Origin of the sequence: Sulfurospirillum tamanense (assembly GCF_016937535.1) — a bacterium.
GTDB classification, from domain to species: domain Bacteria; phylum Campylobacterota; class Campylobacteria; order Campylobacterales; family Campylobacteraceae; genus Sulfurospirillum_B; species Sulfurospirillum_B tamanense.
Map to the genome: position 1 here is coordinate 20,141 of NZ_JAFHKK010000019.1, position 13,144 is coordinate 33,284.

General features: G+C 46.5%; 16 protein-coding genes and 5 tRNA genes. 4 read left to right on the top strand and 17 right to left on the bottom strand.

The features are described 5' to 3' along the window. Positions 1-94 precede the first annotated feature (94 nt). Positions 95-595 carry a ferritin family protein gene (locus tag JWV37_RS08895; protein ID WP_205459447.1) on the top strand — a complete coding sequence of 167 codons (501 nt, stop codon included), beginning with the start codon at positions 95-97 and terminating at the stop codon, positions 593-595. A 23-nt stretch (positions 596-618) separates the two neighbouring features. Here JWV37_RS08895 and JWV37_RS08900 read toward each other — a convergent pair whose 3' ends face one another. The 11 genes from JWV37_RS08900 to JWV37_RS08950 form a co-directional block, all read right to left on the bottom strand. Next, the gene (locus JWV37_RS08900; protein WP_205459448.1) at positions 619-918 is read right to left on the bottom strand and encodes a c-type cytochrome; all 300 of its coding nucleotides are present in this window, start codon (positions 916-918) and stop codon (positions 619-621) included. 10 nt (positions 919-928) lie between these two features. Beyond that, positions 929-1,270 (bottom strand): hypothetical protein, encoded by a 342-nt coding sequence (locus JWV37_RS08905; protein ID WP_205459449.1) that lies wholly within the window; start codon positions 1,268-1,270, stop codon positions 929-931. 234 nt (positions 1,271-1,504) lie between these two features. Beyond that, entirely contained in the window at positions 1,505-1,840 is a 336-nt protein-coding gene (locus JWV37_RS08910; RefSeq protein ID WP_205459450.1) for a hypothetical protein, read from the bottom strand. Further along, positions 1,819-3,000, bottom strand: a complete 1,182-nt coding sequence (locus JWV37_RS08915) for a sensor histidine kinase (RefSeq protein ID WP_205459451.1) — start codon at positions 2,998-3,000, stop codon at positions 1,819-1,821. The genes JWV37_RS08910 and JWV37_RS08915 overlap by 22 nt, the downstream gene beginning before the upstream one ends. Continuing rightward, on the bottom strand, positions 2,957-3,625 hold the full coding sequence (locus tag JWV37_RS08920) for a response regulator transcription factor (RefSeq protein WP_369407673.1): 669 nt from the start codon (positions 3,623-3,625) through the stop codon (positions 2,957-2,959). The genes JWV37_RS08915 and JWV37_RS08920 overlap by 44 nt, the downstream gene beginning before the upstream one ends. Next, positions 3,625-3,840: a DUF1104 domain-containing protein gene (locus JWV37_RS08925; protein ID WP_205459452.1), complete on the bottom strand. Its 216-nt coding sequence runs from the start codon at positions 3,838-3,840 to the stop codon at positions 3,625-3,627. The genes JWV37_RS08920 and JWV37_RS08925 overlap by 1 nt, the downstream gene beginning before the upstream one ends. Next, positions 3,833-4,906: an AI-2E family transporter gene (locus tag JWV37_RS08930; RefSeq protein ID WP_240332132.1), complete on the bottom strand. Its 1,074-nt coding sequence runs from the start codon at positions 4,904-4,906 to the stop codon at positions 3,833-3,835. The genes JWV37_RS08925 and JWV37_RS08930 overlap by 8 nt, the downstream gene beginning before the upstream one ends. Then, positions 4,896-5,489 (bottom strand): ABC-type transport auxiliary lipoprotein family protein, encoded by a 594-nt coding sequence (locus tag JWV37_RS08935; RefSeq protein ID WP_205459453.1) that lies wholly within the window; start codon positions 5,487-5,489, stop codon positions 4,896-4,898. Before JWV37_RS08935 ends, JWV37_RS08930 begins: the two co-directional genes overlap by 11 nt. Positions 5,490-5,491: 2 nt before the next feature. Then, on the bottom strand, positions 5,492-6,484 hold the full coding sequence (locus JWV37_RS08940; protein ID WP_205459454.1) for an MlaD family protein: 993 nt from the start codon (positions 6,482-6,484) through the stop codon (positions 5,492-5,494). Positions 6,485-6,486: 2 nt separating this feature from the next. Further along, entirely contained in the window at positions 6,487-7,209 is a 723-nt protein-coding gene (locus JWV37_RS08945; RefSeq protein WP_205459455.1) for an ABC transporter ATP-binding protein, read from the bottom strand. Beyond that, positions 7,206-8,324 carry an ABC transporter permease gene (locus tag JWV37_RS08950; protein WP_205459456.1) on the bottom strand — a complete coding sequence of 373 codons (1,119 nt, stop codon included), beginning with the start codon at positions 8,322-8,324 and terminating at the stop codon, positions 7,206-7,208. The genes JWV37_RS08945 and JWV37_RS08950 overlap by 4 nt, the downstream gene beginning before the upstream one ends. A 121-nt stretch (positions 8,325-8,445) precedes the next feature. On the opposite strand from JWV37_RS08950, the gene msrA reads away from it, so the two are divergent. Beyond that, positions 8,446-8,973 (top strand): peptide-methionine (S)-S-oxide reductase MsrA, encoded by a 528-nt coding sequence (gene msrA / locus JWV37_RS08955; protein ID WP_205459457.1) that lies wholly within the window; start codon positions 8,446-8,448, stop codon positions 8,971-8,973. On the opposite strand, the gene JWV37_RS08960 is transcribed toward msrA, so the two are convergent. Beyond that, positions 8,970-9,416: a bacteriohemerythrin gene (locus JWV37_RS08960; RefSeq protein WP_205459458.1), complete on the bottom strand. Its 447-nt coding sequence runs from the start codon at positions 9,414-9,416 to the stop codon at positions 8,970-8,972. The two genes, msrA and JWV37_RS08960, sit on opposite strands and share 4 nt — an antisense overlap. A gap of 102 nt (positions 9,417-9,518) precedes the next feature. Here JWV37_RS08960 and JWV37_RS08965 point away from each other — a divergent pair, with 102 nt between their 5' ends. Continuing rightward, positions 9,519-10,013 (top strand): bacterioferritin, encoded by a 495-nt coding sequence (locus tag JWV37_RS08965; protein WP_205459459.1) that lies wholly within the window; start codon positions 9,519-9,521, stop codon positions 10,011-10,013. Positions 10,014-10,122: 109 nt separating this feature from the next. Here JWV37_RS08965 and JWV37_RS08970 read toward each other — a convergent pair. The 5 genes from JWV37_RS08970 to JWV37_RS08990 form a co-directional block, all read right to left on the bottom strand. Then, positions 10,123-10,207: transfer RNA gene (locus JWV37_RS08970), tRNA-Leu, on the bottom strand. A gap of 22 nt (positions 10,208-10,229) precedes the next feature. Next, positions 10,230-10,306 (bottom strand) — tRNA-Arg (locus JWV37_RS08975). 24 nt (positions 10,307-10,330) lie between these two features. Next, positions 10,331-10,407 (bottom strand) — tRNA-Arg (locus JWV37_RS08980). 19 nt (positions 10,408-10,426) lie between these two features. After that, positions 10,427-10,503, bottom strand: a tRNA-His gene (locus JWV37_RS08985). 22 nt (positions 10,504-10,525) lie between these two features. Beyond that, a tRNA-Pro gene (locus tag JWV37_RS08990) sits at positions 10,526-10,603 on the bottom strand. Between the two features lie 240 nt (positions 10,604-10,843). Here JWV37_RS08990 and phsA point away from each other — a divergent pair. After that, entirely contained in the window at positions 10,844-13,132 is a 2,289-nt protein-coding gene (phsA, locus tag JWV37_RS08995; protein ID WP_205459460.1) for a thiosulfate reductase PhsA, read from the top strand. Positions 13,133-13,144 lie beyond the last annotated feature (12 nt).

Sequence of the window (13,144 nt, forward strand, 5' to 3'; positions counted from 1 at the left end):
TTTTTTAGAATTTATCGGACACCTAGGTGGTTTATCAGGTGCTTGTCATGGTTTTTTTATACAATCAACAATATCATGCTAAAGGGGGACCACGATGAATGTTTACGAATACGCCATGAAGGTTGAAGAAGAGGGAGAGAAGTACTACCGAGATTTGGCCCAAAAAACAGACGATGCTGGCCTTAAGCAAGTTTTGACGATGCTTGCTGATGAAGAAGTGAAGCATTATGCGACTTTTGAAGCCATGCTAAAAGGGGCGTCCTTGCCAACGCAGCCTACAGTAGATATTTTCAAAGGGGCAAAAACTATTTTTCAAAAAATGAAAGTGACTAATCCCACGGCTTCTTTCACAAAAGAACAAACCGATTTTTATTCACATGCATTAGCCTTGGAAGAAAAAAGTTACGCTTTGTATGTTGAAAAAGCAGCGCTTTTAGAAAACGCGGAAGAAAAAGCGGCATTTTTGCGCATTGCTGAAGAAGAAAAACAACACGCGGCCTTGCTTGAAAACCTCATTGACTATATCACTTATCCAGAGCGCTGGATTGAAGATGCGGAATTTAACCGCTTGGATGAAACCCGTGCGCGCCTGTAGGTACTAACACGGGAAACCCCGTGTTAGTTTTTTAGCCCTGTTATGTATTCAGACACTGCTTGGATTTCTTGATCTGAATAGTTAGCTACTTGGCCTTTCATAAGGGCTTTCATGGGGCCACCGTACGTGCCGTCTTTGTAGCCTTTCAAGGCGGCTACGTTTTTCTCAACACTCCAATTTGCAATCACTTCACTTTTTCCCAAGGCTTTCTTTTCTGCATTTGCCCCGTGGCAAGAGAGGCATTTTTGATACAACGCCGCGCCATCGGCCGCCATTAAAGAAGCGCTTGCCAAAAGTCCTAGTGTCATTATCCATCGTTTCATTTTTTTCTCCTTAGCGTTCAATGATAATCGTTTTGCGCGTGTAGGGCTCATAACGGTCGTAGTGGCGATCATAGCGGCGGTCATTGTAACGGTCGTTAGCATAACGGCGTTTTTGCGGCGCGCGCTCCACATACACAATCTCTTTGCGCACCACAGGCTCGTGATGCACCACGACGGGCTGAGTATTTTGCGCGCCAAACAAGTTCCCCATATTTTGACTAAGTGTTGGCAAAAGCAGTAAAATCCCAGCACCCATAAGGGCTCCTTGTTCGCGTTTTCCAATGGCATTGGCGTTCACAACCGCCAAAGAGCTCACTAACAACATCGCTAACGCGGGCTTGAAGAGCTTCATCGCTTCCTCCTTTAGATTTGATAGCAGTAGTCTAACAGCCGATTGTGAAGCCATTGTGAAGTGGTTACGTAAAATTTACGCAGATTAGATAGAGTACTGTCACTTTACATGTAAGGAGTGAAAATGGAGCTTATTATTGGATTGTATTCAGGGGGTTTTGCAGGACTTGTGGTTGGTCAACGCTTTTTGGCAGGCCTTGGTCTTTTGATGATTAGTGCCGCGACTGCTCTTACGTTATTTTAACCGTCCCATAAAGGTATAGGTTTCCCAATAGGTATCAATCGCCTCTTCTAGGGCTGCTTCGCCAAGGGTCCACGGGGCTTTGATGCCGTATTTCTCCACCAAGCCTTCGGGCAAAAGGGTTTTTTCCTTCATGGGGTGCATGAGATAATCTTTCAGCGCTGCTTTCACTGACACTTCGGAACTAAATACCAAGACGTAACGGTAGAAAAATTTGTCAATCCCCACGTCCAAGTCCTGATGACACCCCACGCACTCTTTTTCATACACGGTCGCCCCAAGGCTTACATGTAAGGCCAACATAAGGCCTACCACAAAACGCGTACGCATGTTCCCTCTCCTTTGGTGGATTCAAGGGCAAGCTTAAGCCCATACTCTTTAGCAATCATCCCCACGATGTTTAGCCCGATGCCAAACCCGCCCGCACTCTCATGGCACCGCACGTAACGGTCAAACACGCGCGCTAGTTTGGACGCGTCAATCCCGATACCCGTGTCTTTGATTTCCAACACACCTGGCGCAACCTTTACATGTAAACTTCCGCCCACGCGGTTATATTTGATAGCATTTGAAAGCAAGTTGTCCACTAAACGCGTCAATGCCCCTTGGTCAATCCACAACGCAGCAGGGGCTGTGTCCACCTCCCAAGTGATTTTTTTCGCCTCCAAACTAAGGGCAAAATACTCCACCCGCTCTTGCGCTACCACGTCTACTTGCACCTCGCTCTCATGGCGCGCTTGATGGCGTCCAAGGGTCAAATAGGTCAAGTCTTTATACAGGTGCGATACACTCTGCGCGCCCAAGCGAATGCGTTCAAGTTTGCGCGCGGTTTTAGGCTCTAGGGTCTGCAGGGGAATCATCTCGATGTTTGATAAAATGGCGTGAATTGGGGTATTAAGCTCATGGGTGGTGTCTTTGATAAAACGGTCCAAAAGCGCGATGGCTTCCCGCATAGGACGCAACAACAAGCGCAATAAAAAATACCCCCCAACCGCCAAAAAGAGAAAAATCCCCCCGCCAAACCACGCCATGTTTCGCAAGGCTTCGTGGTGCCACGCCCCATCATCTTCCACTTCCAAGACCAAGTATTGCGTCCCCAAATAGTGGGCTTCGGGCTCTTTAATGTAGTGAATCATGCCCTCTTTGAGGTAGATGATACGCGAGAGCAAGGGGCTTACATGTAAGAGGGAAAAAATCTCCACCGCCGCTCCATCAAAAATCCCTGAGCGAAAAGCTTCATGGCGCGGGTATTCTTGGGTTTTATCAAAGGCGACGTGCAAGGCGCGCAAGGCTTTGACGTGCTCATTTGCCAGTGCATTAAGCTCGCCCCGTTTGAGGCTTAGCATCGCTTCTTTTTGGAGGGCATAATACCCTGCGCCAAACAAGCCCAAAATCGTACACGAGAGGGTTAAATACAGTGCCAAAAACGCCACAAGCGTGCGTCTTTCACGCCGTTGTAAGTTTGTATCCCAGTTTTTTGAAACTGACAATTTTTTCTTTTCCAATCAATTTTCGCAGGTTTTTGATGTAGGTGCGAAGGGCCGTCTCACTAGGCGTTTCCTCGTACGACCACAGGGCTTCTTGCAGGGCTTCATGGCTTAGCACTTCCCCGCGGCGTTTTAAAAAATAGGCCAACAATTGGGCCTCTTTGCGCCCAAGGGGATGGGTCTGGCCCTTTACATGTAAGGCATTGCCCACCGTGTCAAAAGCCACTTCCTCGCCCAAAGCCACCACCGCACTGCCCACATGCCCAAACTCACGGCGCAACAAACTGCGAACACGAAGCAATAACTCCTTAAGAGCAAAGGGTTTGCGAATGTAATCATCACACCCGCTAGCAAACCCACTCTCCACATCCGCCAACCCATCCCGCGAGGTGATGAAAATCGCAGGGGTAGCCACCGCGGCCTTTCTGGCTTCCTTTAGGAGGGCAAAGCCGTTAATATTGGGCACATTTACATCCAGCAGTAGCAGATCGAACTGCTTTTCATACAAGGCCTCTTGGGCTGCTTCACCCTCGTACACACACACCACTTCAAACCCCTCATCCTCCAAAAATTCACACAAGGTTTGAGAGAGGTTCATGTCATCTTCTAGCAACAATAGCCGTGCCACTAGCGCTTCTCTTTGATGGCGCGTTCAAATTGTTGGCGCTCGTTGGGCGAAAAGGTGGGCTTGCGGCTTTCGAGTTCTTTTAGAAGCAAAGGGCGTTCGTTTGGTTTCACGTACCCAATGAGGGCGATGAGCTCTTGGTTGCTTAGGGCTGAAAAATCCGTCCGCGCCACAAGGCATCCTAGTGCCAACAAGAGCACCAAGAGGATTTTATGCATCGTTTTTTAACTTTTTAAGGGGAATCACCGAACTCTCTTCGGCTTTAGACGCCGCCGTTTCCCCACGGTAATCGCTCAAAATCATTGCAATCCACCGCGTACGCGGGTTGGCATCAAGGGCAATTTTCACGCTCATGGTCAAAGGAACAGCTAAAAACATTCCCGCTGGCCCCAAAACCCATCCCCAAAAGAGCAACGACATCACGACCACCAAGGTAGAAATCCCAAGGCCGCGCCCTAAAAAACGCGGTTCGATAAAATTGCCAATGGCGATATTGACCACCACAAATACCGAAAGTACCCACAATGCCGCGCCCACGTCCAATTCTACCAATGTCACCAACACCGCAGGAATCGCTGCTAAAATCGACCCAATGGTGGGAATGTAGTTGAGCAAAAAGGCCAGCAAGCCCCACAACAGTGCGTATTTCACTCCCATCACAGAAAGTGCCGCACCAATGAGCACTCCTGTAACAAAACTTGCCATGGTTTTAATAGCAAGATAGCGTTTGAGGTTTTGAATAAACGTCTCAGCAATGTGCAAATTTTCAGGATTTTTTTGGGCAAAAAAACCCACCTTCGCACGCATACTTACTGTTTCAAACAACATAAAGGTGACCATCAAAAAAATCAAAAAAGAGTTGGAAAGAATCTGGCTCATAGAGCGCAAAAAGGCTCCCGCTGTCGTGATGGCACTGGAAGGGTCAAACCCTTGGGGTGGCGCACTCATATCAATAGGAACACCCATCTCTTTGAGCCACATTATCCCATCATTGACCACAAAAGAGAGCTTGCGCTGAATTTCGGGCAACGAACTTAAAAAGCCGTTCATGGAGTTACCCACAATGATGCCCACTCCCATCATAATCCCCACCACACCCGCAAGGACAATCAAAAAAGACAAGATGCGCGGCATGCCAAGTTTTTCGAGCAAAAGCAACAAAGGCGCGCTGATAATGGCAATAAACACCGCTAATAAAAACGGCACCATAATCACCTGCGCCGCCCTCACGCCTGCAATCACAATCACAAATGCCGCCAACGCCATCAAAGCACTAGGACGCATCAGGTTCTCCTAGCCACAGAGTAAGTTCTCTCACCCAAGCCTCAAAGGCACGGTTATAGGCCTCTAGTGCGCCCGTAGGTGTTTGGACAAGCACAGGGATTTCAATGCGAAACACCCGATGGGCAACCGAAGTATTCTCTGCAACGTCCACCACCCGCGTCCTTACATGTAAGCGCACCACAGACGTGCTATCTTGCAACAAATACTGCTCAAAGGCGGACACACTGTTTTCCAACACACGCTGTGGGCGCACCTTGCTTGTAGTGCTTGTAACATCTTCGAACATTTCGCTTTGGGCTAATGCTAGCACTACTAGGTGTTGCATTTGCCTAGAAAGCGGTTTTTCCCACTGGTGGTGAGCATAGGCACGGCGCAATCCTTCTGGGGTTTGGTACACAAGCTTAGTAGAGTCTACATTACCCGCCACGGGGCGCACTTGCAAAACATACGAAAAACGCTGCGCAAACACAGGCATTAGTCCAACTTCCCCGAGGCGAAATTGTGCCATAGGCTGCGAAAGGGTGGGTTTTACTGTACAGCCCATCATCACAAGGGCAGTACTCAACAGAACAATCCAACGCATACTCACTCTCCTGGTCCTAAGGGTTTGGGGGTAGAACGGTATAAGATATCTGAGGGGCTCTCCTCAAGGCGCTGTGCCAATTGGCGCAACTGCGTCATAAGTATCTCAAGCTCATACAAAGTGTGCTGGGCTGGCATCAACGCATCCTCAGCAATACGCGCCACATCAAACATCCCCTCATCTACTTTTTGGTCAATTTTTTGCATCACCCCTTGTACGCTTTGGGCTGAGGTTTTTACCTTATCCATCATCGCGACCCCTTGGTGCTCAACCACTTGCGAGAGAGCTTCTGCTGCTACTTTAACGCTCTTAGCCGCATCAATAACCTCCTCTTCAAGCACTACACCTTGACGAATCAGTGTCCCCAAATGCTCACGTTCTTTGGCTACTTCTTGGGCAATAAGTGCTAGTGACTGAGTGGTTTTAGCACTGTTTTCTAGTAAAACTTGAATGTGGTGTATGTTGGTCTCATCCAGCAGAAGATGGGTTTTTTCTGCCACGCCTGTAGCGTGCTCTAAAATCCTTTCTACTTTTTCCATGGCATGGCTAAACGACTGGTCTACCCGTGAGAAGAGTGAGGGTTTTGTGAGAATGATTCCCATGGATTTTTCCTCATAGCTTGTTGCCAAAATTGGTGCATCACGGGTGCCTCCTTCTAATTGCAAATAGCTAAGTCCCGTAATTCCTTGGGGCTCAATGAGCGCATAAGTGTCTGTTTTAATAGGGGTATCGGATTTAATTTTGATGATAATACTCACTTCTTCGCTATTTTGAGGGTTAATAAATAACCGCTCCACCTCACCCACATTCACACCCCGAAGTTTCACAGGTGCTTTGTCGTTAAGCCCAGCAACAGATTCGGTTGTATTGACTTTATAATAATCATACACGTCATTTTGGGCATATTTCCCTTGCCATAAGATAAACCACACCCCAGCAATCCCTACCCCAAAAACAAACAAACCCAACAGCAAATAGCGTACACGGTGTTCCATTATTACTCCATAAAGCGTTTCATCAACTCAGAGTGCGTACCCATAAGCTCGGTATACGACCCTTGTGCTTGCACTTTTCCCTCACCCAAAATCACAAACCTGTCTAACACATCCCTAATGGTATCTTTATCGTGGGTTACCATCACAATCGTTATCCCCAAAAGCTCTCGAAGTTCCAATATGAGCGTATCAAATCCCCTTGCACTTGCAGGGTCTAATCCCGAAGTTGGCTCATCTAAAAAGAGAAGTTTTGGGTCTAGTGCCAATGCACGTGCAAGCCCTGCGCGTTTTTTCATCCCACCGCTAAGTTCTGAGGGCCACAAAGATGCGGCATGTTCGGGCAGACCAACCATTTTAAGCTTCATCCGCGCCATCTCTTCAATGAACCCACGGGGAAGCGCGGTGTATTCTTGTAAAGGAATCATCACGTTTTCCAACACCGTCAATGAACTAAACAAGGCGCCAAATTGAAACAACACGCCCCACTGAAGACGCAAAGCCTGTTTGGCTGCTTCATCCAATGTTGCCAAGGAGCACCCAAGCACTTCAATGCGACCACTTCTGGGCTGATTGAGCAAAATCATTTCTCGCATCAATACGGTTTTTCCGCTACCACTTCCCCCCAGGAGTCCAAAAATCTCTCCTTTGTTTACATGTAAGCTTACACCGTTGTGCACCACGTGGCTCCCAAAGGCCGTGACCACATTATCAACAACGACCATCATATCCCAAGCTCCGTTAAAAGAACCGAAAATAAAGCATTAAAGGCGATGACCCAAAAAATAGCGTTAACGACACTAATAGTCGTGTATTTACCCACGCTTTCAGTAGAAGAGCTAATCTGAAACCCACGATAACACCCAATGAGTGCAATAATAATACCAAAAATAGGAGCCTTAACCAGACCAATTACAATGTGCTTAAGCGCGACAGTCTCTTGGAAGCGGTCTATAAACTCCACAAAACTTATTCCTAACTCTCCTCGCGCTACCAACATTCCCCCAAAAATAGCCACCCCATCACCCAGTAGCACTAAAAGAGGCATCGCCACCACCAGCGCCACCACACGCGGCAAGACCAAAAATTCCCACGGCCCAAAACCCATGGTCTTCATGGCATCCACCTCATCGGTGATTTTCATGACCCCAATTTGCGCCGCAAAGGCCGAAGCGCTCCGCCCTGCGATGACAATAGCAACTATCATAGGCGCAAGCTCCCGCGTAGCCGCAATTCCAACCATCTCCACGATGAAAATATTGGCCCCAAATTTTTCCAACTGCACCGCGCCTTGGTAGGCAATCACCACACCAATAAGTAATGCGGTAATGATGATGATGGGAAGGGCGTTTAGACCGCTTTGTTCCAAATGGTACAAGGTTGCACGAAACCGTATCTTGTGAGGCCTTGTAAGGGTTTTAAGTAAAGCGTACATCGCGCCCCCCGCAAAGGACACAAACGACAAAAAAGCGCGCCATAACGCTTCGGTTTGTTTTCCTAAAACCACAAACCCTTCACTAAAGCCAAAAGAGGGAGGGGTTGTTTTGAGGGAATGGCGGGAGTGGATTTGGCACAGGGAAATTAATTTTTCCATTTTTTTTGGGATTCCCACCTTTTCAACACTCACGCCTCTTACTTCAAGCTCTTTTTTTATACGAAGCCACGCCAATGCTCCAGCTGTATCCATAGACAAAACTTGCGAAAAATCAAAAACCGCTTTTTGCTTAACCTCTCCCCACGCTTTAGCCCCAAGCACTGAGCTCACAAAGGCATGCGTCCACTCTCCTTGACACACAATGCGACAACAAGAAGGTGTGACATCTAGCACAAAAAGCTTTTGCATAGGCCCTCTTTTTTGGGATTTGAAAGTATTTTAGCATATTTTAAATCCCCTCATACTATGATGCGAAATGTACAGAGGTGCTTTTTTGAACTGGGGTAATTTTACACAAAAAGGACACATTATGGACCACGACACTATCGTCCTTGGAGGCGGTTGTTTTTGGTGCTTAGAAGCAGTTTATGAAGAAGTCATAGGTGTTCGTGAAGCCCTCAGTGGCTACATGGGTGGCACCCAAGAAGAGGCCACTTACACCCAAGTGTGTACAGGCCAAACGGGACACGCAGAAGTGGTGCACCTCTCTTTTAATCCTAAAGTTGTTTCTCTTGAGAAACTTTTGGCTATTTTTTGGAATATTCACGATCCCACCACGCCAAACCAACAAGGTCATGATAAAGGTCCGCAGTACCGCTCTGTTATATTTTACTCCAATGACGCCCAGTTCCAATGTGCCCAACACGCCAAAGCTGAAGCCCAAAAAAGATTTAGTGCGCCCATTGTTACCCAAATTGTTCCTGCTTCTATTTTTTACGAGGCCGAAGCGTACCATCGGCACTATTTTAAAAACAATCCTGAAGCAGGATATTGCCAAGCAGTTGTTGCTCCAAAAGTAAAAAAATTTCAGCAAACCTACCCTGATTTACGGCGCTAAAGGTCAGTGATTTCATCTGGCGCAATGGGTTTAGCCTGCGCCTCTTCACGGCGTTTTGCCTTGCGCCATTTTTCGTACTGCATGTCATGGACTAAAATATGCTCCATAAGCCACACCCGAACGATTTTGCGCAGGGCAGCTTGAATCTCTAAAAACGAGTGGCTTTGCTGCAAGATACCGTTCATGGCTTCGATAATATCTGCGTGCAAAGCACCGTGTTCCTCGCGATTTTCATAGCCAATCTCTTCCATGTACGCCTCTTCTTCTTTAAAGTGCTCTTTCATGTACATGTAAAAGTTTTTCAGCAAGGTGCGTACTTTTTCTTTGGTGGCACGCTGCGGGCTAAGGGTGTATACTTCTAGAGCCAAACGAAATAACTCTTGGTGCTGGGCATCAAGAAGCGAATGGTTAACACTGTATTGGGGCTTCCATGTAGGCAACATGCGATTCCTTTTTTTGGTGAGGTATCCTAAACTATTGTGGGTAAATTTCGCCTTAGAGAGATTATGCTACACTTGCTCAAATATACCTCAAAGGAGATTTCTATGCATAAAAAAAGTATTGAATTACTCAACGCCGCTGTGGCGGATGAGCTAAGTGCCGTACACCAGTACATGTATTTCCATTTTCACTGTGACGACCAAGGCTACAACCTGCTCTCAAGCCTCTTTAAACGCACCGCCATTGAAGAGATGATTCATGTGGAAAAGCTAGCAGACCGCATCTTGTTCTTGGGCGGGGATGTAAACATGGAGCCCCAAGACCCTGTAAAACGCGTTAAAGACGTTAAAGAGATGCTTGAAATGGCATGTAGCATGGAAGAAGCAAGCGCTAAAGACTACAATAAAATGGCCTTAGAGTGCTCTGCCAATGCTGACTCGGTATCTAAAAAGATTTTTGAAGAACTCGTAGCAGACGAAGAGCGCCACTATGACGCTTATGACCGTGAGCTTGACAATCTTAAACGTTTTGGCGACAAATACCTTGCCCTTCAATCCATGGGTGGTGGTGCCGAAGCTCCTACAGGTCGCCCACAATAAGCCTCTTGGGTGCTTTACATGTAAAGCACCCAAAAAAGACTCGAACACAAATGTAACATAAAAAAGATTGGTTATAAAAAGAAGTTTTGTGGTCACCTTTTAAAAAAGGTGGTGCGGATGAGAGGACTCGAACCTCCACACCGTCAGGCACCAGATCCTAAGTCTGGCGTGTCTACCAATTTCACCACATCCGCATAGTAAAGAAGAACATTTCAGTGGTACGCCCGTCAGGATTCGAACCTGAGACCTACGGCTTAGAAGGCCGTTGCTCTATCCAACTGAGCTACGAGCGCATCTCTTAACTGAACTGTAAATAATGGTGCGCCCGATAGGAGTCGAACCTATAACCTACAGATCCGAAGTCTGTTGCTCTATCCAATTGAGCTACGAACGCAAACGCGCTTTAGAAAAAATGGGGTGAGTGATGGGAATCGAACCCACGGCCCTCAGAACCACAACCTGATGCTCTAACCGACTGAGCTACACCCACCATCTCAAAAAGCCTTAATCAGTGGTCGGGGTGAAAGGATTCGAACCTTCGGCCCCTTGGTCCCAAACCAAGTGCGCTAACCAGGCTGCGCTACACCCCGAAATTTCGGGTAACATTTCCCACAGACGTTTTGAGGACGTAATTTTAGACAAATTTACTTTTTTTGTCAAGGAAAATTTGTTCTTTTTGGGCTCTGACGATAATAATATTTCTTTTTAATAGTTATTGCGCCAAAAGTAGAGATTTTTTTGACGAATTAACTTTTTTGATTAAGAATTTACGCTCAGTTTACGCAGCTAGTCTACTATGCGCTCATCATATCTTAGAAAAAGGATGAAAAATGACTCAAACGCTTAGTAGAAGAAGCTTTTTAAAGCTCTCTTCCGGAGCAGCGGCTGCGGTTGGTCTTTCGACCATTCCAGGGACGCTAGGCGCATTAGGCAACAAGCCACAGGCGATTTCTGGTAGCGCCAAATTTGTTCCTAGTGTATGTGAAATGTGTACGAGCTCCTGTACTATTGAAGCTCGTGTAGAAGACGGTAAAGGCGTCTTTATTCGCGGTAACCCTAACGACAAAGGTCGCGGCGGAAGAGTGTGTGCAAGAGGGGGCTCTGGCTTTAACCAAATGTACGATCCAAACCGCTTGATTAAACCTATCATGCGCACGGGTGAGCGAGGCGAAGGAAAGTGGAAGGAAGTCAGTTGGGACGAAGCTTACACTTTTATTGCCAAAAAAATGGACGAAATAAAGCAAAAGCATGGTGCGCACACTATGGCATTTACAGCGCGCAGTGGATGGAATAAAGTATGGTTTCACCATCTTGCACAAGCGTATGGTTCGCCCAATATCTTTGGTCACGAAGCTACTTGTCCTCTCTCTTATGGTATGTCAGGAAAAGATGTATACGGTAGCAGTATCGGACGCGATTTTGCCAAAGCAAAATACATCATCAATATGGGGCACAATGTTTTTGAGGGCATTGTTATCTCCTATGCACGCCAATACATGAGCGCATTGCAAAATGGTGCCAAAGTTGTTACTTTTGAACCACGCCTTTCTGTTATGGCTTCCAAAGCAGGCGAATGGCATCCGATTAAACCAGGGCATGATTACCCGTTTGTACTGGCTTTCTTAAATGTTCTTATTAATGAAAACCTTTACGATAAAAAATTCGTTGAGAAAAACTGCGAAGGATTTGAAGAGCTTAAAGCCTCTGTAGCCGAATACACTCCAGAAAAAATGGCCCCAGAGTGCGACATTCCAGCAGATACCATCCGCCGTGTTGCACGCGAATTTGCTGCAGCGGCCCCTAAAGCTATCTTTGATTATGGTCACCGCGTTACCCTTTCATCCCAAGAGCTTGAACTACGCCGTGCCATCATGATGTGTAATGCCCTTGTAGGTGCCGTAGAAAAAGATGGTGGCTACTATTTGCCAAAAAATGCAAAACTTTACAACTCTTTCATGGGTGAAGAGGACGCTAAAGCTCCAGGGCTTAAAAAACCAAAAACCCCTGCATACCCTAAAGTAGAAGTGCCACGCATTGACCGCATCGGAGAAGAAGATTGTGAATTTTTCCTAGCTAGCAAAGGCCAAGGCATTACAACACTCGTGCCAAAAGCTGCACTTAATGAGCTTCCAGGCGTGCCTTACAAAATTCACGGTTGGTTTATTGCACGTAACAATCCTGTAATGACCTATTCTAATACAGAAACAGTCATCAATGGCATGAAAGAGATGGATCTTGTTGTTGTTGTGGATTATCAAGTTTCAGATACTGCTTGGTATGCTGATATTGTACTACCAGACACAACGTATCTTGAGCGTGATCAAGAGCTTACTGCTGGTGGGGGCAAGAATCCAAGCTACAGCATTGGACGTCAAAAAGTGGTTGATCCTATCGGTGATTCGCGTCCGGGCTGGAGAATCGCTAAAGAATTGGCTTCGAAAATGGGTCTTGATGAATATTTCCCATGGAAAGATGTTGAGGATTACCGCTTGCAACAAGTGGGTGGTGATGTCAGCCTTTTAGCAGAACTTAAACTCAAAGGTTTAAAAGGCTACGGGGTGCCTCTCATGCTTCAAGAGAAAGCCAGTGTAGCTAAATTTGTAAAGCAATTCCCAGGTGCTGCCGCAAATGTTAACGAAGATGGCGTGTTTGATTTGCCAAAGAAAATTCAACTGTTTAGCCCTAAGCTTGAAAAAGTTTCTGGAACAGGTGGCTTAAAATACAACCCATTTAAGTATAAAGAAGCAGATGAGCTCTATTTTGTTAACGGAAAATCTGCAGTACGCACCAATGGTGCTGGCGCCAATAACGAATGGCTTAACAACCTTCAAACTGATGGCGGCGCGTGGATTCATCCAAATACAGCCAAGAAACTAGGTATTAAAAACGGCGATACCGTTGAAGTATACAACAAGTATGCCACTGAGCGCGGCACAGCGGTTGTTACAGAAGGAATTCGTGAAGATACTATCTTTGCTTATATGGGCTTTGGACACATTAGTAAAAAATTACGCTACCACGGCAATGGGATTAATAGCAATGCGCTATACCCATCATTCACTGGACAAAACTCCGGTATGGATTTGCATGTTGTTGGCGTTAAAATTAGAAAAGTATAAGGAAGGGATCAA